The following is a 23,527-nucleotide window of genomic DNA, read 5'->3' on the forward strand; positions in this document are numbered from 1 at the left end:
GAGCGGGGCACGGCAGCGATAGTCCCGAGGTGACAACTGCCCCCACCGCCCCCCGCCGTGTTCGCCGCCCCGACTGGGCCGACCGCAACTACGTACTGCTGACCGCCGCCGCGATCGTGACGAACCTGGGAACCCACGGCGCGCTCATCGCGTCGGCGTTCGCGGTTCTCCAGTCCGGCGGCGACGGCGGCGACGTGGGGATGGTGGCCGCCGCCCGTACCCTGCCGCTCGTCCTGTTCCTGCTCATAGGCGGCGCGGTGGCCGACCGCGTTCCCCGGCACCGCGTGATGGTGGCCGCCAACGCCGTCAACTGCGTGTCCCAGGCCGCCTTCGCGCTCCTCGTGCTGACGGGCGACCCCCAGCTGTGGCAGATGATGCTGCTGACCGGGCTCTGCGGCGCGGGCCAGGCGTTCTTCAACCCGGCGGCCGAGGGCATGCTCCTGTCGAGCGTCAGCGGGGAGCAGGCCAACCGCGCGTTCGCCCTCTTCCGCATGGCGATGCACGGCGCGGCCATCGGCGGCGCGGCGCTCGGCGGGGCGCTGATCGCCGCCGTGGGACCCGGCTGGGTCCTCGCCGTCGACGCCGTCGCGTTCGCCTTCGCCGGCGCCCTGCGCGCCTTCCTCGACGTGCGCCACATCCCGCCCCGCAAGCCCGGCGGCGGGATGCTGGCCGACCTGCGGGAAGGCTGGCAGGAGGTCGTCGGGCGGCCCTGGCTGTGGGCCGTCGTGGCGCAGTTCTCGGTGGTCGTCGCCGTGGTCGGAGCCGCCGAGGCGGTGTACGGGCCGCTGGTCGCCCGGGACGAGCTCGGCGGCGCGGCGCCCTGGGGGCTGGCCCTGGCCGCGTTCGGCGTCGGCACGGTCGGCGGCGCGCTCATGATGATGCGGTGGCGGCCCCGGCGCCTGCTGCTCGCCGGGACGCTGTGCGTCTTCCCGCTCGCCCTGCCGTCGGCGGCGCTCGCGGTGCCGTTGCCGGTGGCCGGTCTGGCCGCGGTGATGTTCGTGAGCGGCGTCGCGATCGAGGTGTTCGGCGTCTCCTGGATGACAGCGCTGCACCAGGAGATTCCGGAGGACAAGTTCTCGCGGGTGTCGGCGTACGACTGGCTGGGGTCGGTCGCGATGCTGCCGGTCGCGACGGCGGTGGCGGGCCCGGTCGAGAACCTGGTGGGCCGCCAGGAGGCGCTGTGGGGCTGCGCGGCGCTGGTGGTGCTCGTGACGGCCGCGGTGCTGTGCGTGCCGGACGTACGGCGCCTGACGCGCCGTACGCGTGAAGTGGCCCGCACGGACGGGGCGCTGGCCGTGTCAACCGACGTGGAAGGCGCCCCCGGGCGGCTCGGGTGACTCCACCGCGTCCTCGTCGCGCACGGGCGCCGCGCCCCCGGTGAACCGCGCCAGGGCCGGGCCGCTCTCCACGCGCGCCGGGAACACGTCGGCGGCCGTCCTGCGGGCCAGGGCCTGTGTGTCGATGGGGTCGTGGGAGGCGACGAGCACCGCGTTGCCGAAGCGGCGGCCGCGCAGCACGCCCGGTTCCGCGATCAGCGCCAGCTCCCCGAAGACGGCGGCGAAGGTGGCCAGTTGGGAGCGCAGGAAGGTGAACGGCGCGCCGTCCGCGAGGTTGGCGGCGTAGATCCCGCCGGGGCGCAGCACGCGCTCGGCCAGGCGGGCGTACTCCACGGACGTCAGGTGCGCGGGCACCCGTGAGCCGCCGAAGACGTCGGCGACGAGTACGTCGGCGGACGCGGCGGGGGCGCTTTCGAGCCACTGGCGCGCGTCGGCGCCGTGCACCCGCACGCCGGAGCCGTCGGGCAGCGGCAGATGCTCGGCGACCAGCGCCAGCAGGCCGCGGTCGGCCTCCACCACGTCCTGGCGCGAACCGGGCCGGGTGGCCGCGGTGTAGCGGGGCAGCGAGAGCCCGCCGCCCCCGAGGTGCAGTACGTCGAGGGGCGCGCCCTCCTCCGCCGCGCAGTCGACGACGTGGGCGAGCCGGCGCGCGTACTCGAACTCCAGGTGGGTGGGGGCGTCCAGGTCGACGTACGACTGCGGGGCCCCGTCGACCGTGAGCAGCCAGGCTCGCGGCCGGTCCACGTCGGGCATCAGCTTGGCGGTGCCCCCGTCCACGTCCCGGAACACCGGTATCGGCTCGTCCACCCCTTGCTCGTCCACCCCTTGCTCGTCCACCCCTTGCTCGTCCACGCCACCATTGTGCGCCGCCCGCCGCACCGGCCCCGACCACGCCGGCGCCAGGCGTCGGACCCGGCCCGCGCCGCCGCCGGGCCCCGGCAGCAGGGGTCCGGCGGGCGACGCACGGCCGAGGGACGACCGGGGCGGGGAGCCGCCCCGGTCGCCGGGTGGGCGTGGCGGGTCAGGCGAGCAGGTCCGTCACCGTGCCCGCGCCGACCGTGCGCCCGCCTTCGCGGATCGCGAAGCCGAGTCCCACCTCCAGCGGTACCTCACGGCCCAGTTCGACGGTCACGGTGACCGTGTCGCCGGGGCGGGCGACAGCCGTCGCGCCGAGGTCGATGTCCCCGACGACGTCCGCCGTACGGATGTAGAACTGCGGCCGGTACCCCGTCGTGACGGGCGTCGTACGACCGCCCTCCCGCGCCGACAGGACGTACACCTGCGCGGTGAAGCGACGGCTGGGCGTGACGCTGCCGGGCGCCGCCACCACGTGACCGCGGCGCACCGCGTCGCGCGGCATGCCGCGCAGCAGCAGCGCGACGTTGTCACCCGCCTGGGCGGACTCCATCGGCTTGCCGAAGGTCTCGAGACCGGTGACCGTACTGGCCTGTGGACCGGCGTCCGCCCCCAGCACCTCGACGCGGTCGCCGACCCTGATCGTGCCGCGCTCGACGGCGCCGGTGACGACGGTGCCGCGCCCGGTGATGGTCAGCACGTTCTCCACCGGCATCAGGAAGGGAGCGTCGGTGTACCGCTCCGGGACGGGTACGTAGGTGTCCACCGCGTCCAGCAGCGCCTCGATCGCCGCCGTCCACCGCGGGTCGCCCTCCAGCGCCCGCAGGCCCGACACCCGCACGACCGGCAGCGTGTCGCCGCCGTAGCCGTGCGCGGAGAGCAGTTCGCGCACCTCCAGCTCGATCAGGTCGGTCAGCTCCTCCTCGCCGGCGTCGGCCTTGTTGAGCGCGACGACGATGTGGTCGACGCCGACCTGGCGGGCGAGCAGGACGTGCTCGGCCGTCTGCGGCATGATCCCGTCGAGCGCGGACACGACGAGGATCGCCCCGTCGAGCTGCGCGGCGCCGGTGACCATGTTCTTCACGTAGTCGGCGTGGCCGGGCATGTCGACGTGCGCGTAGTGCCGGGTGCCGGTCTCGTACTCGACGTGCGCGATGTTGATGGTGATGCCGCGCAGCGCCTCCTCGGGGGCCCGGTCGATGCGGTCGAACGGCACGAAGGTGCCGGTCCCGCGCTCGCTCAGGACCTTGGTGATGGCGGCGGTCAGGGTGGTCTTGCCGTGGTCGACGTGGCCCATGGTGCCGATGTTGAGGTGCGGCTTGGTGCGCACGTATGCCGTCTTCGGCATGGTGACTTCCTCGGAAGCTCGAAGCGTGGTGGGGACCCCTGGGCCTTGCCGACCCTCCCCCTGTGGGGTCCGCCGGACGATCCGGGAAGGGTCAGCTTCGGGCGCCGCCGAGCGGCGCTGCGGCAGTCGCGACTGCGGCGACTGCGGCGACTGCGGCGACTGCAATGGATGCCGCCGCTGCGGAGAGGGCGGACGGGGCAGCCTTCGGCGCGGCCGCGACTGCGGTCCGTGCTGCGAGGAAGGCGTACCCGTTCATGCGCCGATCTTCGCCCACGACCGCCCGCGCGTCGAACGATTTATCACTGCGGGCGGCTCCGTGCGGTGCACGTTACGGCGATCACATGTGCTTGTCGGTTAGTCTCCCCGGATGCTCGACACCGCCGCCCCGCCCGCGGGGTTCGCCGTCCGCTGCACCAGGACGCTGCTCTCCCCGTGGTCCCGGCTCTCGTTCCTCGTGCTGGTGCTCGCGGCGGCGGTGACGACCGTGCTGGTCTTCGAGCCGCAGCGGCTCCTGAGCGCGGGCTGGCCGCCGCACCTGAGCGGCGCGGGGGCCGTGGTGCTCTTCGCCGCCGCGTACGGGCTGTGCACGGCGGCGTTCGTACCGCGCCCGATCCTCAACCTGGCCGCGGGCGCCCTCTTCGGTTCGCAGGCCGGGCTCGCCGCCGCCGTGGCGGGTACGGTCGTCGGCGCCGGGATCGCCTTCGGGCTCGGCCGCGCCCTCGGGCAGGGCGCGTTGCGGCCGCTGCTGCGGGGCCGGGCGCTGCTCGCGGCGGACGGCCAGCTGAGCCGGCACGGGTTCCGCACGATGCTGGCGATCAGGCTCTTCCCCGGTGTGCCGTTCGCCGCCGCCAACTACTGCGCCGCGATCTCCCGCATGGGGTGGCCGCCGTTCCTGCTGGCCACGGGCATCGGTTCGATCCCCAACACGGCGGCGTACGTCATCGCGGGGAGCAGCGCCTCGTCGCCCACCTCCCCCGCGTTCCTGATCGCGACGGGTTTCATCGCGCTGTCGGGCCTGGCCGCGGCCGTGGTCGCCTGGCGCAAGCGCCACCGCCTGCGCGGCGACCGAACCGGCGCCTGAAACGCGTCGGCGGGCCCCCGGCAGCGCGCGCGAGGAAGGTGCCCGGCCGGGCGCACGGAAGCCCGTCTCCCCCTGATCGGGTACGCAGCCGGGGGTTCCCGCAGCGCCGACATCTTCGGGCGATACGCTGCCCACCGACTGACCTTGACTGCCTGCACGCTGCACGCCGCTGCACAAATACATCGGGACGGCCTTAGCCCCATGAGTTGGTTCGAATCATTCATCCTCGGACTCGTCCAGGGGCTCACCGAGTTTCTGCCGATCTCGTCGAGCGCCCACCTGCGGCTGACGGCGGCCTTCGCCGGCTGGCACGACCCGGGTGCGGCCTTCACGGCGATCACCCAGATCGGCACCGAAGCGGCCGTCCTCATCTACTTCCGCAAGGACATCGCGCGGATCGTCTCCGCCTGGTGCCGGTCGCTGGTCGACCGGTCGATGCGCAGTGACCACGACGCGCAGATGGGCTGGCTCGTCATCGTCGGCTCCATTCCCATCGGCGTGCTCGGCGTCACGTTCAAGGACCAGATCGAGGGCCCGTTCCGCGACCTGCGCCTGATCGCCACCACGCTGATCGTGATGGGCATCGTCCTCGGCGTCGCCGACCGCCTCGCGGCCCGCGACGAGACCGGCGGCAAGCACCGCGCGATCCGGGAGCGCAAGACGCTGAAGGAACTGGGCGTACGGGACGGCCTGATCTTCGGCGTCTGCCAGGCCATGGCCCTGATCCCGGGCGTCTCCCGCTCCGGCGCGACGATCAGCGGCGGCCTTCTGATGGGCTACACCCGCGAGGCGGCGGCGCGCTACTCGTTCCTGCTGGCCATCCCCGCCGTGCTGGCGTCCGGGCTCTTCGAGCTCAAGGACGCGGGCGAGGGCGGCCACGTCTCGTGGGGACCGACGATCTTCGCGACGCTGATCGCCTTCGTCGTCGGCTACGCGGTGATCGCCTGGTTCATGAAGTTCATCACCACCAAGAGCTTCATGCCGTTCGTGATCTACCGGATCATCCTGGGCATCGCGCTGTTCATCCTGGTCGGCACGGACACGCTGAGCCCCCACGCGGGCGAGTCGGCGGGCTGACCGGCACTCCTCACCAGTGCGAAGGGCGAGCCAGCCCGGGCGGGAGCCTGGTGCCGGCGTCGCCCTTCGCCGCGTTCAGCTGCGACTGGGTGAGGAAGAAGCTGCCCGTGAGGTCGGCCCCCGACAGGTCGGCGTCGCGCAGGTCCGCGCCGATCAGGTCGGCCACCCTGAGATCGGCTCCCTTGAGATCGGCCCCTATCAGGTACGCGCCCCGCAGGTCGGCGCCGTGGAGGTCGGCGCCCCGCAGGTTCGCCCCGATGAGGTCCGCGCCCCGGCGGTTCTTCTTCGCCCCGCCCCGCCTGCCGCTCTTCCTGCCGCCGTTGCGGCCGTTGCCCGCGGGGCCGTCCGCCGCGCGGGTGGCACCGGCCCGCACGAGTTCGCTCGTCCGCAGCAGGAGCACGTTGACCTCCTGCCGGTGCGCCGCCACGTCCAGGGCGAGAATCTCGTCGGGAGTGCCCTGGGCGAGGCTGTCGATCCTGGTCACCGCCCCGCGCAGGTCCTCGTGGAGCGGGCGGGCCGGCTCCAGCGCCAGCGCCTCGGTGAGGTACTGGAGCAGTTCGTGGAGCTGCCGCACGACGGGGAGCAGCGCGAACATCTCCCGCGCCGTGTCCGGGGCCCGGCGCCAGTCCTGCCCGGCGTACGTGACCTGGGATATCCGCTGGCCCGCGCCGAAGCAGTCGTACACCGTGCAGCCCTGGAAGCCCTCGGACCGCAGGCGGGCGTGGACGCCGCAGCGGAAGTCGGGACGGAGGTTGTGGCAGGGGTCGCCGGCGTCCTTGTCGACCGCGAAATCGGCGGAGGCCGTGAAGGCGAGTGCGACGCAGCACAGTGCGAAGCAGTTCGCGCAGTCGGCGCGCAGGTCCGGGCCGCCTCGGCCGGGGACGGATTCCGCGGAAACGCGCTGCTCGGACAAGGTGTTCTCTCTCCTGGTGACTGCGGGTGACCGGCTGGGCGTCCTCGCCCGGCGCAGGACGATCAACTGTAGTGCGAGGAACGACACTGCCGATCGGGTGCTCACTGTCAGTGCTTGGACGTAGTCTTATCGCATGTACCGCACACCCCCGCCGGTTGGATCCGTGCGCCCTCTGACCGAGGCGAATGAGGCGATTCGCGCTCTGGTGGAGTCGCGCGCCGACGAGGCATGGCCTGCGGACGAGTACGAGACGCTGCTCCTCCAGTGGGCGGCGGCCGTGCGCGGCGAGGTCGTCGAGGCGGCCTGACACAGGCGTTGAGCGGTCTGCCCTTCGCCGGTGCCGCACCGCCCGACGGCCGCCCGTTGCCCTCGTCCGTGCGTACGGGGCACCTCCGGCCCGTACGGGCTCTTGGCGTGGGCCGCCCGCTGCCGGAGACTGGGCCGATGACGCAGCGGGAAGAGGTCGCCACCCTCATCGACCGGTTCGCCGTCGACGCGGTCGTCACCGGCTACGCGGTGGCCGTGGACGACGCCGACTGGGCGGCGTACCGCGCCCTGTTCACTCCGGGCGGGCGGGCCGACTACCGCAGCGCCGGAGGCATCGAGGGGCCGGCTGCCGAGGTCGCCGACTGGCTCGCGCGGGCGATGCGCCTCTTCTCCGTGCGCCAGCACCTCATCGTCAACAGGCGGTTGCGGCTGGAGCATTCGAGCGGCGCCGCCGGGGACCGCGCGGCCGTCCAGGCCGACTACGTGAACCCGATGAGGCGGGAAGCGGCACCCGGTGACGGTTCGTCCGGCGACGTCTCTCGGCCGTGGAACGAGCCCGACTTCGTGTCCGGCGGGCGCTACGCGTTCGGGCTGCTGCGTATGGAGGACGGCTGGCGGCTCAGTTCGGTGGTCGTTCGCGAGAAGTGGCGGCGCACCACCCCCTGACGTGCGGGAATCTGTTAGGCCGGGCCCGTCGCGGGCACACTGTCCGCGATCGCCGCGCTGCCCCACACTGGGAGCAGGGACCGCTCCCGGGCTCCCCTCGGGGGCGCAGTCGGCGGGACGAGGAGGCGCGCGTATGCGGATGCCGGCCGGCCTGCTGGACCGGTTGTCGTCGCCCTGGTGGCGCGGCGCCGCCGCGGTGGTGCTCGGAGCGCTGCCCGCGCTGTCCTTCCCCGCGCCCTCCCTCTGGTGGTTCGCGTACGTCGCCCTCGTGCCGTGGATGCTGCTGATCCGCTCGGCGCCGACGTGCCGGCGGGCGGCGCTGGACGGCTGGCTCGGAGCCACCGGATTCATGATCGCCGTACATCACTGGCTGATGCCGAGCCTCCATGTGTTCATCGTGGTCCTGGCTGCCCTGCTGGCACTTCTGTGGCTCCCCTGGGGCTGGCTGGTCGGGTCGATGCTGGGCGGGACGCCGTCGGCCCGCCGGGCGACGGCCGCGCTCGCCGTCGTGCCGTCCGGTTGGCTGATGGCGGAACTGGTCAGGTCCTGGCAGGGGTTGGGCGGCCCGTGGGGGCTGCTCGGTTCCAGCCAGTGGGAGGTCGCCCCGGCGCTGCGGGTGGCGTCGGTCGGCGGTGTCTGGCTGGTGAGCCTGCTGGTCGTGGCCGTGAACACCGGCGTCGTGGTGCTGGTGGCCGTGCCCGCGGCCCGCAGGCCCGTCGTCGCGGCGCTGGCCGCCTGCGCCGTCGCGGTGGGCGCCGTCTGGGCGTGGGCGCCGCGTCCCGAGCAGACCGGCCGGGTGCGCGTGGCCGTCGTACAGCCGGGTGTCGTCAGCGGCCCCGAGCGGCGTTTCGCGGTGAGCGAGGCGCTCACCCGCGATCTCGCGGAGCGGGAGCCGGACCTGGTGGTGTGGGGCGAGAGCAGCGTCGGGGCGGACCTGGCCGCCCGGCCCGACCTCGCGGCCCGGCTCGCGGACCTGTCCCGGCTGGTGGGCGCCGACGTCCTGGTCAACGTCGACGCGCGGCGCTCGGACCGGCCCGGCATCTTCAAGAGTTCGGTGCTGGTCGGCGCGAACGGCGTCGACGGACAGCGCTACGACAAGATGCGCCTGGTCCCCTTCGGCGAGTACGTCCCCGCCCGGTCGGTGCTCGGCTGGGCCACCTCCGTGGGCAAGGCCGCGGGCGAGGACCGCAGGCGCGGCACGAGCCCCGTGGTGATGACGCTCGCCGACGGGCTGCGCGTCGGTCCTCTGGTGTGCTTCGAGTCGGCGTTCCCCGACATGAGCCGGGAGCTGACCCGCCGGGGCGCGCAGGTGCTGGTCACCCAGTCGGCGACCTCGACGTTCCAGCACAGCTGGGCTCCCGAGCAGCACGCCTCGCTCGCGGCGCTGCGGGCCGCCGAGAGCGGCCGGCCGGTGGTGCACGCGACGCTCACCGGCGTCAGCGCGGTGTACGCCGCCGGCGGCGAACGCGTCGGCCCGCCGCTGGGGACGGAGGAGAGCACCTCGGCGGTGTACGACGTTCCGCTCGCCGGGGGTTCGACGGTGTACGTCCGGGCGGGCGACTGGGCGGTGCACGGCGCGCTCGCCGTACTGGTGCTGCTGGGCGCGGTGACGGGCGTACGCGCCCTCAGACGGCCCGCTGCTCCTCGACCGCCAGGACCACCCGCTCGCACAACTCGTGCGTCAGCAGGGCGTCCTGGGCACTGATCCGCTTCCCCGCGCGTACGGCGTCCAGGAACGTGTCGACGGACTGCTCGATGCCCCGCTGGCGCGCCACCGGCACCCAGTCGCCGCGCCGCCGGACGGTCGGCTGCCCCTTGTGGTCGACGACGTCGGCGAGGTTGAGTACCTGGCGCTTGGTGTCCTGGCCGGAGACTTCGAGGATCTCCTCGGTGGAGCCGTTCATGCGGTTCATGGTGCCGATGGCCGTGAAGCCGTCGCCCGACATCTGGAGGACGACGTGGTGGACCAGTCCGTCCACGGCCTTCGCCCGTACGTCGACGTGGTCGACGGTGCCGGGCACGAGGAAGCGCAGGGTGTCGACGACGTGGATGAAGTCGTCGAGGACGAGGGTGCGCGGGTCCTCGGGCAGGCCGACGCGGTTCTTCTGCATGATGATCAGGTCGCGCGGATGCTCGGCGCACTGCGCGTACGGGGGAGCGAGCCGCCGGTTGAAGCCGACGGCGAGGCTCACCCCGCGGTCCTCGGCGAGCCGTACGAGCCGCTCGGACTCGGCCAGTTCGTAGGCGAGCGGCTTGTCGACGTACGTCGGGACGCCCGCCTCCAGGAGCCGGGTGACGATCTGCGGGTGCACGGCGGTGGGCGCGTGCACGAAGGCGGCGTCCAGACCCTGCGCGAGCAGCGCGTCGAGGCTCGTGTGGCGCTGCGGCGCGGGGATCCGGTAGGTCGCGGCGACCTGCGCGAGGGTGGCCGGCGTGCGCGTCTGGAGGTGCGGTTCGAGGCCCGGGCGGGCGGTCAGTACGGGCAGGTATGCCTTCTGCGCGATGTCTCCGAGCCCGATGACGCCGACCTTCACGGAGGGTCTCCCTTAACGCTGTGCCTGATCGCGGACCTCGCGGTCCCGTGCCCCGGCAGCATACGTGCGCTGCGGCGGCCGCCAGTTCGCGATGCCGTCGAAGGTGCGCAGGGCGAGGCCGGGGCCGGGGCCGAACGCGGCCAGCCGCATCAGGGTGTCGCGCACGGCCACGGCAGGGGCGCCGCGCAGCGACACCAGCCGTGCGACCGTCGCGGACTTGCGGACGATGCCGGTGGTGCGCGGCAGCCGGTCGGCGGAGTACCCCGCGAGGCCGGCCTGAAGTGCGGCCGCGTCCGGGAGGTGGTGGGCCAGCACGACGCCGTCCTCGACGGCCTGGTTCCCGCCCTGGCCCAGCATGGGGCACATGGCGTGCGCGGCGTCGCCGACCAGCACGGTCCGGCCGCGGTGGAAGGCGGGCAGTGGGTCGATCAGGTGGTGCACGTCGTGGCGCAGGACCTGGGCGGGGTCGGCCGCTTCGATGAGCTGGGGGACCGGGTCGTGCCAGTCGCCGAACCTGCGCAGGAGTTCGGCCTTCTCACCGCCCGGCGCGCGTTCTCCGGCGGGGGCGACGGCGGCGGCGTACGCGTAGACGCGCCCGTCCTTCAGCGGCTGGCTGCCCCACAGCGTCCCGCGCCCCCAGGTCTCGTGCGGCGGGAAGGCGGGAACGGCGCCGGCGGGCACGACGACGCGCCAGGTGGTGAAGCCGGAGTAGCGGGGGCCGGCGTGCTCGGGGAAGAGGGCGCGGCGGGTCGCGGAGCCGATGCCGTCGGCGCCGACGACGAGGTCGGCCTCGATGTCCCCGTCGGGGGTGGTGACCACGGCGGGGCGGCCGCCTGCGACGCCGGGTTCGGCCGACATCGCGGGGCACCCCGTGCGTATCGCGCCGTCGGGGAGCCGGGCGGCGATGCGTTCGACGAGGGTGGCGCGGTGCAGGAGCACGAGGGGGCCGCCGAAGCGCTCGGCGGCGGCGGCGCTGTTCGTGCGGGACAGCCAGCGGCCCCCCGGGGAGCGCATGCCCCCGTCGCCCTGCCAGGCGGCCAGCGCGCGGATCTCCTCGCCGACGCCGATGACGTCGAGGGCGTGGTGCCCGTTGGGCGCGAGGCCGATCCCGGCTCCGACGGCTTCGAGGGAGGCGGCGCGTTCCAGGACGGTGACGTGCCAGCCGCGCTGGTGGAGGGCGACGGCGGCGGTCAGTCCGCCGATCCCGCTCCCCACGACTACGGCGTGCGGCTGGCTCTTGGGATTCATGGGCATGACCACTCCTCGGGAACTACACCTGTAGTAACCCCATGAGCGTACTACAGGTGTAGTGAGCGCGGTAGGTTGGTCCCATGACCGCACGCGCCGCAGCGGGCCGCTCCCGCCCCGAACTGATCGCCGACACCGCCCTGGCCCTGCTCTGCGAGCGCGGCATGCGCGGGCTCACCCACCGGGCGGTCGACGAACGCGCCGGTCTGCCGCAGGGCTCGACCTCCAACTACGCCCGTACGCGGCAGGCGCTGCTGGAGGCGACGGTGCGCCGGCTGGCCGAGCGCGAGGCGCGGGTGCTCGCCGTGGACGAGATGCCGGCCCCGGCGGCCGGACTCGACGCCGTCGTGGGGGCGTTCGCGACGGCCCTGCACCGTCATCTGGCACACCACCGCGAGCTGCTGGTCGCGCGGTACGAGCTGGGCCTCGAGGCGACCCGCCGCCCCGAACTGCGCGACTTCTACGACGCGACGGGCCGCCGCCGCTTCCGCGAACCCCTGAACGCGCTGATGACGGCGGCGGGTTCGCGGGAGCCCGAGCGGCACGCCCTGTCGCTGGTGGCGTGGTGCGAGGGGCTGATGTTCTCCTGCGCCGCCGGCTCGTACCACTCGGCGGTCCCCAGCGAGGAGGAGCTGCGCAAGGGCTTCGGCGAACTGCTGCGCGGGATGCTCGGCACGCCGGAGCCCGGGGCCGGGCCCGGGTCGGCGCGGAACGGGCTGGCGCCGAGTGGATCAGTGCGTGACGATGACCGCCATGACGCATCCTGACGTACGCATCGATCCCCCCACCACCGCCGGCGAGCGCGAAATGCTCGAGACCTGGCTGGAGTTCCACCGCGAGACGCTGGCGCTCAAGTGCGCCGGCCTGAACGACGAGCAGCTGCGGGAGACCTCCGCGCCGCCGTCCACCCTGTCCCTGCTCGGGCTCGTACGGCACATGACGGAGGTCGAGCGGGGCTGGTTCCACCGGGTCCTGGGCGGCGAGGACGCCCCGAAGCTCTACTACAGCGACGAGAACCCGGACGGCGACTTCCAGGTGACCGAACGGGACACCTGGGCCGAGGCGCACACCGCCTGGCGCGACGCGATCGGCCGGGCACGCGAACTGGCCGCGCAGCACTCCCTCGACGACCTCGGCAAGGGCGAGCACCGCAGCGGGAAGCCGTACAACCTCCGCTGGATCTACGTCCACATGATCGAGGAGTACGCCCGTCACAACGGCCACGCGGACCTGCTGCGGGAACGCATCGACGGCACGACCGGGGACTAGTACTCGTCCGGCGCGCGGCGGCTCCCGCCCGCCCGCGCGGCGTCCGGTGCGGGCGGGCGCGCGGCGGGAGACCGTCCTGCGCGCACCCGTACCCGCCGGGCGCTCGCGCGACTCCGGTTAGGGGCGGGGATGCGTGGCGTGCGGCGTCGCGGCCGGGCGGGACGTGTCAGGCCCGGACCCGGGCATCACTCGTGTGGGCCAATATCCCACGCGGGTACGCGAAAACCTCCGCGCGCCCACCAGAGTTGCGCGGGTGCACCGAACGAGAACCACAGTGAAGCTCCTCGTGGGAGTGGCGGTCACGGCCGTCTCCGCCACCGTCAGCGGCTGCGTCGCGGTAGAGCCCCCGGCCTCCCCCGCCGCCGTACCCGCTCCCGACGCCCCGCCCCTCCCCCGGGGCGGAGCGGTGGAGCCGCAGATCGTCCAGGCTCCCGCCCGCGAGGCCCTGGACGCCGCGCTCCGGCCGCCGAAGGAGGCGGCTCCCGGTGCCGAGCGGCAGGAGACCCCGGCGGTACGCCGGACCGCGCGGCCCGCACCGCCCCGCCGCCCGGCCCGGCTGCCGGCGGCGGACCCCGCCCCCGCGCGGCCCGTGCCCGCCGCGCCCGCGCCGCCGAAGGCCGCGGTGCCGGTGCCGCGCGTCCTGCCGTCCCTGCCGGCGCCCGTCCCCGGCGGGGCCGACGTGTGCGCGCTCGGCGAGGGCTACGGGGGCTGGCAGCACGACAGCCCGCAGGCCCGCATCTGCCGCGACACGTACGGGCGTTGACGCACGGGACGGCCGGCCGGCGGTCGTCGCCCGGCGTCCTGCGCCTCTCCCCGTCCCTCACCCCGCGTCCGCGAGCCTCCGCTCCAGCCGGTCGATCGCCGCCCGCACACCGTCCCCGTAGCCGTCGTTCCCCAGCGCGTCCGACGCCGCGCGCGCCCGTCCGAGGTGGGTGCGCGCGGCGTCCGGGCGGTGCAGCTTCAGGTAGTCGGCGGCGAGGTTGAGGTGCAGCGAGGGGTAGAAGCCGCGTACCGCGACCGACGCGTCGTGCCGGGCCACCCGTTCGCCGGTGAGCCCGTCGGCGGCCGCCAGCGCTCTCAGGTCCCACGCCAGTTCGTCACCGGCGTCGTCCTGGGTGTCCGCCATGTAGTGGGCGAGGGTGCACCGGTGGAACGCGTCACCGTCCTCACCGATTTCCGTCCACAGCTCCGCGAGGCGGTTGCGCGCCTCCTCGCGGTCCCCGGCGTGGAGAAGCATGATCGCCTGTCCGATCCGCGTCATCGTGACGTCGTCGGACGTCCCCTGCTGCCCCATCGCCGTTTCTCCTCGCCCGCCGCACGTGAAAGCCAATACCGACGATCACGACGCTAGCCCCCGGCACCGACAATCGGGCTCAGGCTCGGGCGGCGCCCTGACGGCGCTCCGCCAGGCCGGTGACCGGAGGGGCGGGCCGGCCGGACGGAGCAGCCCGGTGGACGAGCGGCCGAGGGGGCCGGCCGCCCCGTGCACCCTGCGGCTACGGCCGGGCCCGGTCAGCCCAGGTTCGGCACGGTCCAGTCGATGGGCTGGTGCCCCTGGGCCGCCACCGCCTCGTTGATCTGCGTGAACGGCCGGGACCCGAAGAACTTCTTCGCCGAGAGGGGCGAGGGGTGCGCGCCCTTCACGACCACGTGGCGCTCCTGGTCGATCAGCGGCAGCTTCTTCTGCGCGTAGTTGCCCCAGAGCACGAAGACCGCCGGGTCGGGCCGCGAGGCCACGGCGCGGATCACCGCGTCCGTGAACGTCTCCCACCCCTTGCCCTTGTGGGAGTTGGCCTCGCCGGCCCGCACCGTCAGCACGGCGTTGAGCAGCAGGACACCCTGCTCGGCCCACGGCATGAGGTAGCCGTTGTCCGGGACGGGTGTGCCCAGCTCCGCGTTCATCTCCTTGTAGATGTTCCGCAGGGACGGAGGCACCTTGACGCCCGGCCGCACCGAGAAGCACAGGCCGTGGCCCTGGCCTTCGCCGTGGTAGGGGTCCTGGCCGAGGACCAGGACCTTCACCCGGTCGTACGGCGTGGCCTCCAGGGCGGCGAAGACCTCCTCGCGCGGCGGGTAGACCGGCCCGTTCGCCCGCTCCTTCTCGACGAATTCGGTGAGCTGCTGGAAATAGGGCTTCTGCAGCTCGTCCCCGAGGACGCCGCGCCAGGACTCGGGCAGCATGTCGGTGTCGGTCACGTCAACAACCTCCGGTAAACGATCAGTTCCTCATCAAAGAACCTACCTGGGGCCACTGACAACGGACTCCTACCAGCTGGTCTTCTTGTGCAGCTGCCACACCTGCATGATCGTCTGCGGGTCCAGCGCCCGCTCGGCGCCCGCGATCTCGTCGGATGCGGCGACGTACAGCTTGCCCTGCCACAGGGGCAGCAGGCGTACGTCCTCCAGCAGGATCTCCTGGGCACGGCCGAACTGGTCGCCCACCGCGGCGCGGTCGCTCTCCTGCCGCGTCTTGGGCAGCAGGCTGGCCGTGATCTCCGGGGTGTCGTACGGCGTGCCGACGGCGTTGTTCTCGCCGACGAACGGGGCGACGAAGTTGTCCGGGTCCGGGAAGTCGGGAGACCAGCCACGCCCGAACACCGGGTACTCGCCCTTCTGGTAGCCCTTGTAGAAGGCGTTCCACGGGCGGTGCTTGAGCGTGATCTTGAACAGTCCCGACTCGTCCAGCTGCCGCTTGAGCTCGGCGAACTCCAGAGCGGTCGCGGAGCCGTACCGGTCGGAGGTGTACCAGAAGGTCAGCGGGACCGGCTCGGTGATGCCCGCCTCGGCGAGGATGTTCTTCGCCTTCGGCACGCTCGGCTCGCCGTAGGCGTCGAAGAAGCTCGTCGCGTGGCCGGCGACCCCGCTCGGGATCATCGAGTACAGGGGCTCCGCGGTGCCCTTGTAGACCTTGTCGACGAGGGCTCCGCGGTCCACCACCTGGGCGATGGCCCGGCGGACGGCGGGCTTGCGCGCGTTCGGGTCCTTGGGGTTGAAGACCAGGTAGCGGATCTCGGCGCCCGTCGCCTCGACGACCTGGAGCTGCTTCTCCTTCGGCTGGTCCTCGAGGTCGATGACCTGCTCGGCGGTCAGACCGCGGAACGTCGCGTCGATCTCCTTCTTCTTCAGGGCCGCGACCATCACCGCGGAGTCCTGGTAGTAGTGGATCGTGACGGCGTCGTTCTTGAGTTCGGCGAACCCGTCGTACTTGGGGTTCTTCACGAGCTCGGCCATCTTGTCCCGCTGGTACGACGCGAGGGTGTAGGGCCCCGAACCCGTCAGCCGGTTGCCCGTGCGGAGCTTGTCCTTCGGGTAGTCCGCGGGGCTGACCATCGACATCGCGGGCGTCGCGAGGACGAAGGGGAAGGTGGCGTCCGGCTTGTTCAGGCGGAAGGTGATCTCCCGGTCGCCGCTCGTCTCCACCTTGTCGAGGCTGGAGAGGAGGCCGCTCGGGCCACCCTTCTGCCCGATGGTGGTGATCCGGTCGATCGAGTGCTTGGCCGCCTCGGCGTCCAGCGGCGTCCCGTCGGAGAACGTGAGGCCCTCGCGGAGCGTGCAGGTGTAAACCTTGTTCGAGGTGTCCGTGAAGGCGCACTTCTCGGCGGCGTCGGGCTCGGGTGTGGTGCTCCCCGTGGGGTAGCTCACCAACGTCTGGAAGACGTTTCTGTAGAGCTCCCAGGAACCGTCCCACGCGCCGGCCGGGTCGAGTGTGCTGGGCGTGCTCGTCGTGCCGACAGAGAGCTTCTGCTCGGTGTCGGACTGATCACTGGACAGCATCCCGCATCCGCTCAGCAGGGATATGGACGCAAGGGCTGCAGCGGACTGCAGACATCTGGTCCGGTTGAACACGTGCACGCTCCTCGATCAGCCATGGGTCGGCAGACCATACCGCAGCGCCCTGTCCGGTCAACGGGCAGACCCGGCAGGGCGCTTAGGCATAATCCACAGTAAAACCGGGTAAAGCGACTCAGCCGACGCCGGCGTTCAGGAAGATACCTCCGTCGACGACCAATGTCTGCCCCGTGATCCAGTCCGATTGGTCCGAAGTGAGGAAGGCGGCGGCTCCGCCGATGTCCTGCGGAACGCCGAGCCGCCCCAGCGGGTACGCCGCCGCGGCCTCGGCCTCCCGGCCCTCGTAGAGCGCCTCGGCGAACTTGGTCTTCACCACGGCGGGCGCGATCGCGTTCACCCGGACCCCCGGCGCGAACTCGTGCGCCAGCTGGAGGGTCAGGTTGACCATGGCCGCCTTGCTCATGCCGTACGCGCCGATGAAGGGCGAGGCGGAGATGCCGGCGACCGACGCGATGTTGACGATCGCCCCGCCGTTCTCCTTCTGCCACGCCTTCCAGGTCTGCTGCGCGAACCCGAGCGCGGAGATCACGTTCGTCTCGTACGTCTTGCGGGCGACGCCGAGGTCCAGCTCGGCGATCGGCCCGAAGACCGGATTCGTGCCCGCGTTGTTGATTAGGTAGTCGACGCGGCCGAACGCCTCCATGGCCCGCTCGACGGCGATCGCCTGGTGCGCCTCGTCGTGGGCCTTGCCCGCGACGCCGATCACCCGGTCCGCGCCGAGCCGCTCGACGGCCTCCTTGAGCGCCTCCTCGTTGCGTCCGGTGATGCACACCCGGTCGCCGCGCGAGACGAGCGCCTCGGCGACGCCGTAGCCGATGCCGCGGCTCGCGCCCGTGATGAGCGCGACCTTGCCGCTGTCCCGTGCCTCTGTCTCAGCAGTCATGTCCCTCAGTCCCTCGAATCCCTGGTCGGTGCGGCGCGTCAGTTGAGCGGGCCGCCGGCGACGTACATGACCTGGCCGGAGACGAAGCCGGCGTCCTCGCCCGTGAAGAAGGCGATGGCGTTGGCGATGTCGGCCGGCGTGCCGACGCGCTGCACGGGGATCTGGGTGGCGGCGGCGGCCTGGAACTCCTCGAAGCCCATGCCGACGCGGGCGGCGGTCTGCGCGGTCATCTCGGTGACGATGAAGCCGGGGGCGACGGCGTTGGCCGTGATGCCGAACTTGCCGAGCTCCTTGGCGAGGGTCTTGGTGAAGCCCTGGAGGCCGGCCTTGACGGCGGAGTAGTTCGCCTGGCCGCGGTTGCCGAGCGCCGAGCTGCTGGAGAGGCTGACGATACGGCCGAACTTGGCGTCCACCATGTGCTTCTGGCAGGCCTTGGCCATCAGGAACGCGCCCTTGAGGTGCACGTTCACCACGGTGTCCCAGTCGGACTCGCTCATCTTGAAGAGCAGGTTGTCGCGCAGGACGCCCGCGTTGTTCACGAGGATCGTCGGCGCACCGAGCTCGGCCGCGACGCGCGCCACGGCCGCCTCGACCTGCGCGCTGTCGGACACGTCGCAGCCGACCGCGAGGGCGGTGCCGCCCGCCGCGGTGATCTTCTCGACGGTGTCCTTGCACGCGGCCTCGTCGAGGTCGAGTACGGCGACGGCGCGGCCCTCTGCGGCCAGACGCACGGCGGTGGCGGCGCCAATGCCGCGCGCCGCCCCGGTCACGATCGCGACACGCTGCTCGGTGGTGGACATGCTGGTTCTCCTCGCCCTCGGTGCGGCCGCCGTGTCACCGGGAGTGAGTTCCCGATCACTGAGCAACCGCTTAGTAGCTTCAGCAGACGTGACGCTAGAAGCCCTGGCACCCGGTGTCAACGGCCCGTGGGGCCACCCGGTGCACGAGTAGCGGAGATCACCGCACCAGCAGGTCGAGCAGACGCTCGATCTCGGCCTCCGGATCAGCCGTCAGGCCGGTGTGCACCGGCCCCGGCTGCACGACGGTGCTGCGCGGCGCGATCAGCCAGCGAAAGCGCCGTCCGGGGTCGTCGCCCGCCGCCTGTCCGGCCGCCGCGCCGCCCCCGCAGACGCCCTCCACGGCGCGCAGGGCGGCCCGTACGCCCGCCACGTCGGCGCCGGGGTCGAGGGCCCGCAGTTTGGTCTCGTCGAGGTGTGTCCTCGCGGCCACGAAGGACTTGGCCCGGCAGTAGACGAGCACGCCGGCGTTGAACATCTCGCCCCGCTCCATCCGCGGCACGACGCGCACCAGCGCGTACTCGAAGACATCGCGCCCGGTGCTCATGCGCCGCTGTCCTTCGCGCTCTGCCCGGCCGGCCGGGGCCTCGGCGTCAGGCGGTCCGCCAGCCAGCCGGGGGCCTGCGACGGCTTGTCCTTGGTGGGCGCGCTGACGGTGACGCGCTCGTGGATGGTCGCGGCGCGCGGCAGCAGGGCGTCGACGTAGGCGCGGCGCAGCGCGTCGGTGCTGTCGAAGCCGGGCTCGTCGACGAGCCACTCGGCGGGGACCTCGGCGGCGACCTCGGTCAGCAGCTCCTCGGTGACCAGCGGCGCGAGCTCGGCGGCCGCGGCCGCGATGTCCGGGCCGAACGGCGCGAGCACGTGGTCGGAGGCGTTGTACGGCTTCGCGGAGGCGCTCGCGGCGGTCGGCCAGTTGTGCTGCCAGATCATGGTGGCGCCGTGGTCGATGAGCCACAGGTCGCCGTGCCAGACGAGCAGGTTGGGGTTGCGCCAGGAACGGTCGACGTTGTTGATCAGCGCGTCGAACCACACCACCCGGCCCGCCTCGGCCGGGTCCACCTCGTAGGCGAGCGGGTCGAAGCCGATCGATCCCGGGAGGTAGTCCATGCCGAGGTTCAGTCCGCCGCTCGCCTTGAGCAGTTCCTGCACCTCCTGGTCGGGCTCCGCCAGGCCGATCACCGGGTCGAGCTGGATGGTGACCAGTTCGGGGACGCGCAGCCCGAGCCGGCGGGCCAGTTCGCCGCAGACGACCTCGGCGACCAGGGTCTTGCGGCCCTGGCCCGCGCCGGTGAACTTCATGACGTACGTGCCGAGGTCGTCGGCCTCGACGATTCCCGGGAGCGAGCCGCCCTCACGCAGGGGCGTGACGTAGCGGGTCGCTGTGACTTCGGAGAGCATTTCCCCAGATTACTGCCGCCCTGACAGGGTTTCGCTCACATATTCGCGTGCCCGGTTGCCCTGGCTCGCGGGCCGCCGGTGCGAGACTCGCCGAAGAAGTCGCCCGGCGGGTGAACGCCGCTGCCCGGCCCCCCGTACAACACCGCACAGCCGTTGACCGAAGGGGAGTACACGCATGACGGGCACCACGGGATCTCACGAGACAGGGCGGCTGCTCGGCCGCCGTACGGTCGTCACCGCGGTGGGCGCCGCCGGGGTCGCCGCGGCGCTGACGGCGTGCGGCGGTTCGGACGGCGACAGCCCGTCCGGCGCCGTGGCCGACAAGCCCGTCGGCGGCGAGGGCGCGGCGGGCGGCGGAGGCGGACAGGGCGGCGGCGCGGTGCTGGCCAGGACGGCCGACATCCCGGAGGGTGGCGGGAAGGTCTTCGCCGATCAGGGTGTGGTGGTCACGCAGCCCACCGCGGGGCAGTTCAAGGCGTTCTCGTCGAAGTGCACCCACCAGGGGTGCGCGGTCAAGGACGTGGCCGACGGGATGATCAACTGCCCGTGCCACGGGAGCATGTTCGACGCGACCGACGGCAGTGTGAAGGGCGGCCCCGCGAAGCAGCCGCTGCCCGCGGCCGCCATCAAGGTCGAGGGCGACTCGATCACCCTTGCCTGAGCCCCGGCCCGCCGGCCCGGCGCGGACGCTTCCAGCACGCGAGCACGTCGTCGGTCGTCGTGATCGTGGCGACGAGGGCAAGCGTGTTGCGGATCATCGCGGGGGTGTAGTCGGCGGGCACTCCCGCGATGGCGTCCGAGGGAACGACGGCCGTGTAACCGAGGTTGACCGCGTCGAAGACGGCGTTGGGGATCGCCACGTTCGCCGAAACCCCCGTGACGACCAGACTCCGGCAGCCGAGATTGCGCAGGAGCGCGTCGACGCCCGTTCCCGAGAGCGGCGAAAGGCCGTGCAGCCGCCGTACGACGAGGTCCTCGTCCGCGACTTCGAGCGGCTGCGCGACGCGCACCGCCGTCGTTCCCGAGAGCTGCTGTACGGGCAGCCGCCGCGCGGCGCGGAACAGACGCGCGTTCGCGCCGGAGCCGCGCCCGTCGGGGCGCCGTTCCGCCACCGCGTGCACCACCTGCACGCCGGCCTCGTGCGCGGTGGCGACCAGCCGCGCGATGCGCAGCAGAACCCCTGAGGAGCGGGCCTCCCGGGCGAGTTCCGGCAGTGCGCTGTCCGGGCCGACGACGCCCTCCTGGCACTCCACGGTGAGCAGGACGGTGGTCGCCGGATCGAGCTGCTCCGCGAGTTGTTCGTACGACGGCACGGTTCCCCCCTCGGGTCTGGGCGCGCGAGGCTAACGGGCATTGCGCGACGGGGGAAGAGACCCCATGCTTTCTGACACCCAGTCAGAATCCCTGGAGGGACGCCGATGAGCGCCACACAGCGCAGAGGCCGACGCATCATGATGACGGACGCCGAACGGGACGCGTTCCTCACCGAACAGCGCACCTGCCGGGTGGCGACCGTCTCGGCCGACGGCAGCCCGCACGTCGGCGCGCTGTGGTTCGTCTGGGACGGGGAGTCCCTGTGGCTCTACTCGATCACCCGCAGCCGCCGGTGGGCCCAGTTGCGCAAGGACGCCCGCCTGGCCGTGGTCGTCGACGACGGCGTGGAGTACGACGAACTGCGCGGCATCGAGCTGTCGGGCACCGCCGTCTTCGTCGGCGAGGCGCCGCGCACCGGGGAGCACTGCCCGGAACTCGACGTACCGGAGCGGCTGTTCCCGCGGAAGTACTTCGGCATGACGCGGATGCCGCACGACGGCCGGCACGCCTGGCTGCGGCTGACGCCGGACGCGGTGACGTCCTGGGACTTCCGCAAGCTCGGCGGCGCCTGAGCCTTCGGCTCCCCGCGCCGCCGAGCCCTGCGGACGCCCGCGCCCGTCAGCCGACGACGGCCGCGCCCGCCGTGCACAGCGCGTCGACCGCCGCGCGGATGGAAGGCCGCCGGTCGGCGTCGGCGCGCCAGACGGCGTAGACGTGCCGCCGCATCGCGTGCCGCACCGGTACGACACGGACCCGGTCGGGCACCGGGCCGCGCCCCAGCCGGGGCGCCACGCACACACCGAGGCCCTCGGCGATCAGCGCGAGCTGGGTGGCGTGCTCCTCGGCGACATGAGCGATCCGGGGCTCGACGCCCTTGCCCCGGAGCGTGAACATCAGCCACTCGTGGCAGAACTCGCCCTCGGCCCATGTCACCCAGTCGTCGTCGGCGAAGTCCTCCAACTCCACGGAGTCGCGGTCGGCGAGCGGGTGGTCGACGTGCATCGCGACGTCCGCGGGATCGTGCAGCAGCTCCTGCTTCGCCAGCCCTTCCGGCACGGACAGCGGGCGGTTGTACCAGTCGAGCACGACGGCGAGGTCGAAGTCGCCGCGCACGACCCCGCGAACGGATTCGTCCGGCTCCATCTCCCGCATCTGCACCCGCAGCTGCGGATGTTCGACGCGCAGCGCGGCGAGCGCGGCCGGCAGCAGCCCGCGGGCGGCGGTGGGGAACGCGGCGACGGTGAGGTCGCCGACGACGCGGCCGCGCTGCGCCTCGATGTCGGACTGCGCGAGTTCGACCTGCGAGAGGATGCGCGCGGCATGATCGGCGAGCAGCCGCCCGGCGTCGGTGAGGCGCACACCGCGGCCGTTCTTGGCGAGCAGGGGCTGACCGACCTCGCGCTCCAGCTTGGCCATCTGCTGGGACACGGCGGAGGTCGTCACGTGCAGGCCGTCGGCCGCCCCGCTCACCGAACCGTGCCGGGCGAGGGCGTCGAGCGTACGCAGGCGCTCCAGATTCAACATGTAAGCGATACTAAGCGAACCGATCCACGAAATCTCGCTTGTGCTACGAGGTGTGGCGCGCGAGGGTACACACCATGAGCTTCGTCGCCCCACTCCGCCGCGCCGCACGGCCCGTACCGGCGCAACCCGCCGGCTCCACCCCCCAGGACGGCCCACCCGCGCCCGTCCGGCGCCCCGCGCTCGACTGGCGCCTGCGCTTCGGAGTGCTCGCACTGATCTGGGGCTTCAGCTTCCTGCTCATCAAGGTCGGCACGCAGGCGTACGCACCCTTCCAGGTCACCCTCGGGAGGCTGCTCTTCGGTACGGCCGTGCTCGCCGCGGCGATGGCGGTGAAGCGGGTGGGACTGCCGCGCGGCGCCCGGACGTGGGGCCATCTGACCGTCGCCGCGTTCTTCCTCAACGCGCTGCCGTTCACGCTCTTCGCGTACGCGGAGCTGACCATCCCCTCCACGCTCGCCGGCATCTGCAACGCCACGTCGCCGCTGTGGGGCATGGCGCTCTCGCTGGTGGCCTTCTCGGAGGACCGCCCGACCCGCCGCCGCGTCGCGGGGCTCGGCCTGGGGTTCATCGGCGTACTGACGGTGCTCGGTGCCTGGCAGGGCTTCTCCGGCCTGGACTTCGGCGGTACGACGATGGCGCTGCTGGCCTCGCTCAGCTATCCGGTGGGCTGGATCTACCTGCGCCGCACGCTGGGCGGCACCGGCGACTCGGCGCTGTCCATGACGGGCGCCCAGCTGCTGCTCGGCACGGCACAGCTCGCCGTGGTGACGCCCCTGTTCACGACCCTGCCGACGTCGTTCCCGGTCGTTCCGCTGCTCGCGGTGGTGGCGCTCGGAGCGCTCGGCACGGGCTTCGCGATGCTGCTCCAGTACGGCCTGGTGGCCGAGATCGGCCCGACGACGGCCCAGATGGTCACATACTTCATCCCGGTGATCGCGACGGTCGCCGGTGTCACCCTGCTCGGCGAACACCTCAGCTGGAACACTCCGGTGGGCGCGCTCATCGTCCTCGCCGGCGCGGCACTGACGCAGAGCCGCCCCCGCGCCCGACAGACGACCCCGGCACCCGCAACGCCGACGGCCGCCACCTGACACAGCACCCGGCCGCGGCCGACCCCGAGGGCGGCCCCGAGCCGTGACCACCTGAGCTGCCCGCAGGTGGCCCGGT

At 72.8% G+C, this 23,527-nt stretch carries 26 protein-coding genes; 12 read left to right on the forward strand and 14 right to left on the reverse strand.

Translation table 11 applies throughout. The annotated features are described in order from the left end of the window. The first annotated feature begins 29 nt into the window (after nucleotides 1–29). The gene (locus ACWGH0_RS12175) at nucleotides 30–1,337 is read left to right on the forward strand and encodes an MFS transporter (protein ID WP_453404077.1); all 1,308 of its coding nucleotides are present in this window, start codon (nucleotides 30–32) and stop codon (nucleotides 1,335–1,337) included. On the opposite strand, the gene ACWGH0_RS12180 is transcribed toward ACWGH0_RS12175, so the two are convergent. Then, nucleotides 1,299–2,144 (reverse strand): spermidine synthase, encoded by an 846-nt coding sequence (locus tag ACWGH0_RS12180; protein WP_453404126.1) that lies wholly within the window; start codon nucleotides 2,142–2,144, stop codon nucleotides 1,299–1,301. The genes ACWGH0_RS12175 and ACWGH0_RS12180 overlap by 39 nt on opposite strands. Before the next feature lie 214 nt (nucleotides 2,145–2,358). Next, nucleotides 2,359–3,540: an elongation factor Tu gene (gene tuf / locus ACWGH0_RS12185; RefSeq protein ID WP_453404078.1), complete on the reverse strand. Its 1,182-nt coding sequence runs from the start codon at nucleotides 3,538–3,540 to the stop codon at nucleotides 2,359–2,361. Between the two features lie 367 nt (nucleotides 3,541–3,907). Between tuf and ACWGH0_RS12190 the strand changes: the two genes are divergently transcribed. Both ACWGH0_RS12190 and ACWGH0_RS12195 read left to right on the forward strand, forming a co-directional pair. Next, nucleotides 3,908–4,621, forward strand: a complete 714-nt coding sequence (locus ACWGH0_RS12190) for a TVP38/TMEM64 family protein (protein ID WP_453404079.1) — start codon at nucleotides 3,908–3,910, stop codon at nucleotides 4,619–4,621. Nucleotides 4,622–4,822: 201 nt separating this feature from the next. Continuing rightward, nucleotides 4,823–5,698, forward strand: coding sequence for an undecaprenyl-diphosphate phosphatase (locus tag ACWGH0_RS12195; RefSeq protein ID WP_453404080.1), 876 nt, complete (start codon nucleotides 4,823–4,825; stop codon nucleotides 5,696–5,698). A gap of 10 nt (nucleotides 5,699–5,708) precedes the next feature. Here ACWGH0_RS12195 and ACWGH0_RS12200 read toward each other — a convergent pair whose 3' ends face one another. Then, nucleotides 5,709–6,611: a pentapeptide repeat-containing protein gene (locus tag ACWGH0_RS12200; RefSeq protein ID WP_453404081.1), complete on the reverse strand. Its 903-nt coding sequence runs from the start codon at nucleotides 6,609–6,611 to the stop codon at nucleotides 5,709–5,711. Nucleotides 6,612–6,744: 133 nt separating this feature from the next. Between ACWGH0_RS12200 and ACWGH0_RS12205 the strand changes: the two genes are divergently transcribed. The 3 genes from ACWGH0_RS12205 to lnt all read left to right on the forward strand — a co-directional run bounded on the left by ACWGH0_RS12205 (nucleotide 6,745) and on the right by lnt (nucleotide 9,249). Further along, on the forward strand, nucleotides 6,745–6,918 hold the full coding sequence (locus tag ACWGH0_RS12205) for a hypothetical protein (protein ID WP_453404082.1): 174 nt from the start codon (nucleotides 6,745–6,747) through the stop codon (nucleotides 6,916–6,918). 137 nt (nucleotides 6,919–7,055) lie between these two features. Continuing rightward, entirely contained in the window at nucleotides 7,056–7,544 is a 489-nt protein-coding gene (locus tag ACWGH0_RS12210) for a nuclear transport factor 2 family protein (protein WP_453404083.1), read from the forward strand. Nucleotides 7,545–7,677: 133 nt separating this feature from the next. After that, the gene (gene lnt, locus ACWGH0_RS12215) at nucleotides 7,678–9,249 is read left to right on the forward strand and encodes an apolipoprotein N-acyltransferase (RefSeq protein WP_453404084.1); all 1,572 of its coding nucleotides are present in this window, start codon (nucleotides 7,678–7,680) and stop codon (nucleotides 9,247–9,249) included. Here lnt and ACWGH0_RS12220 read toward each other — a convergent pair. Then, nucleotides 9,170–10,078 (reverse strand): Gfo/Idh/MocA family protein, encoded by a 909-nt coding sequence (locus ACWGH0_RS12220; protein WP_453404085.1) that lies wholly within the window; start codon nucleotides 10,076–10,078, stop codon nucleotides 9,170–9,172. The genes lnt and ACWGH0_RS12220 overlap by 80 nt on opposite strands. Nucleotides 10,079–10,090: 12 nt before the next feature. Further along, nucleotides 10,091–11,332, reverse strand: a complete 1,242-nt coding sequence (locus tag ACWGH0_RS12225) for an FAD-dependent monooxygenase (protein ID WP_453404086.1) — start codon at nucleotides 11,330–11,332, stop codon at nucleotides 10,091–10,093. Between the two features lie 77 nt (nucleotides 11,333–11,409). On the opposite strand from ACWGH0_RS12225, the gene ACWGH0_RS12230 reads away from it, so the two are divergent. From ACWGH0_RS12230 to ACWGH0_RS12240, 3 genes are all read left to right on the forward strand, one after another. After that, entirely contained in the window at nucleotides 11,410–12,093 is a 684-nt protein-coding gene (locus ACWGH0_RS12230) for a TetR/AcrR family transcriptional regulator (RefSeq protein WP_453404087.1), read from the forward strand. Then, nucleotides 12,071–12,595: a DinB family protein gene (locus ACWGH0_RS12235; protein WP_453404127.1), complete on the forward strand. Its 525-nt coding sequence runs from the start codon at nucleotides 12,071–12,073 to the stop codon at nucleotides 12,593–12,595. The genes ACWGH0_RS12230 and ACWGH0_RS12235 overlap by 23 nt, the downstream gene beginning before the upstream one ends. A gap of 253 nt (nucleotides 12,596–12,848) precedes the next feature. Then, nucleotides 12,849–13,358: a hypothetical protein gene (locus ACWGH0_RS12240; protein ID WP_453404088.1), complete on the forward strand. Its 510-nt coding sequence runs from the start codon at nucleotides 12,849–12,851 to the stop codon at nucleotides 13,356–13,358. 57 nt (nucleotides 13,359–13,415) lie between these two features. On the opposite strand, the gene ACWGH0_RS12245 is transcribed toward ACWGH0_RS12240, so the two are convergent. The 7 genes from ACWGH0_RS12245 to ACWGH0_RS12275 all read right to left on the reverse strand — a co-directional run bounded on the left by ACWGH0_RS12245 (nucleotide 13,416) and on the right by ACWGH0_RS12275 (nucleotide 19,522). Then, nucleotides 13,416–13,889: a hypothetical protein gene (locus ACWGH0_RS12245; RefSeq protein WP_453404089.1), complete on the reverse strand. Its 474-nt coding sequence runs from the start codon at nucleotides 13,887–13,889 to the stop codon at nucleotides 13,416–13,418. Nucleotides 13,890–14,107: 218 nt separating this feature from the next. Next, a complete protein-coding gene (ung, locus tag ACWGH0_RS12250) occupies nucleotides 14,108–14,791 on the reverse strand; it encodes a uracil-DNA glycosylase (RefSeq protein ID WP_453404090.1) in 684 nt (227 codons plus the stop codon). A 69-nt stretch (nucleotides 14,792–14,860) separates the two neighbouring features. Beyond that, a complete protein-coding gene (locus ACWGH0_RS12255; protein ID WP_453404091.1) occupies nucleotides 14,861–16,441 on the reverse strand; it encodes an ABC transporter substrate-binding protein in 1,581 nt (526 codons plus the stop codon). 118 nt (nucleotides 16,442–16,559) lie between these two features. Continuing rightward, the gene (locus ACWGH0_RS12260; RefSeq protein ID WP_453404092.1) at nucleotides 16,560–17,327 is read right to left on the reverse strand and encodes an SDR family oxidoreductase; all 768 of its coding nucleotides are present in this window, start codon (nucleotides 17,325–17,327) and stop codon (nucleotides 16,560–16,562) included. Between the two features lie 38 nt (nucleotides 17,328–17,365). Next, nucleotides 17,366–18,127, reverse strand: coding sequence for a 3-oxoacyl-ACP reductase FabG (gene fabG, locus ACWGH0_RS12265; protein WP_453404093.1), 762 nt, complete (start codon nucleotides 18,125–18,127; stop codon nucleotides 17,366–17,368). A 157-nt stretch (nucleotides 18,128–18,284) separates the two neighbouring features. After that, nucleotides 18,285–18,671 (reverse strand): DUF3037 domain-containing protein, encoded by a 387-nt coding sequence (locus tag ACWGH0_RS12270; RefSeq protein ID WP_453404094.1) that lies wholly within the window; start codon nucleotides 18,669–18,671, stop codon nucleotides 18,285–18,287. Beyond that, nucleotides 18,668–19,522: a HipA family kinase gene (locus ACWGH0_RS12275; protein ID WP_453404095.1), complete on the reverse strand. Its 855-nt coding sequence runs from the start codon at nucleotides 19,520–19,522 to the stop codon at nucleotides 18,668–18,670. Before ACWGH0_RS12275 ends, ACWGH0_RS12270 begins: the two co-directional genes overlap by 4 nt. Before the next feature lie 175 nt (nucleotides 19,523–19,697). Between ACWGH0_RS12275 and ACWGH0_RS12280 the strand changes: the two genes are divergently transcribed. After that, entirely contained in the window at nucleotides 19,698–20,183 is a 486-nt protein-coding gene (locus ACWGH0_RS12280) for a Rieske (2Fe-2S) protein (protein ID WP_453404096.1), read from the forward strand. Here the strand turns inward: ACWGH0_RS12280 and ACWGH0_RS12285 are convergent. Beyond that, a complete protein-coding gene (locus ACWGH0_RS12285; protein WP_453404097.1) occupies nucleotides 20,170–20,835 on the reverse strand; it encodes a cysteine hydrolase in 666 nt (221 codons plus the stop codon). The genes ACWGH0_RS12280 and ACWGH0_RS12285 overlap by 14 nt on opposite strands. Before the next feature lie 105 nt (nucleotides 20,836–20,940). On the opposite strand from ACWGH0_RS12285, the gene ACWGH0_RS12290 reads away from it, so the two are divergent. Then, entirely contained in the window at nucleotides 20,941–21,408 is a 468-nt protein-coding gene (locus ACWGH0_RS12290) for a pyridoxamine 5'-phosphate oxidase family protein (RefSeq protein WP_453404098.1), read from the forward strand. A 46-nt stretch (nucleotides 21,409–21,454) separates the two neighbouring features. On the opposite strand, the gene ACWGH0_RS12295 is transcribed toward ACWGH0_RS12290, so the two are convergent. Further along, complete coding sequence (locus ACWGH0_RS12295) at nucleotides 21,455–22,360, reverse strand: LysR family transcriptional regulator (RefSeq protein ID WP_453404099.1); 906 nt, start codon at nucleotides 22,358–22,360, stop codon at nucleotides 21,455–21,457. Nucleotides 22,361–22,434: 74 nt separating this feature from the next. Between ACWGH0_RS12295 and ACWGH0_RS12300 the strand changes: the two genes are divergently transcribed. Then, entirely contained in the window at nucleotides 22,435–23,451 is a 1,017-nt protein-coding gene (locus ACWGH0_RS12300; protein ID WP_453404100.1) for a DMT family transporter, read from the forward strand. Nucleotides 23,452–23,527 lie beyond the last annotated feature (76 nt).

The organism is Streptomyces sp. NPDC054887 (assembly GCF_053610585.1).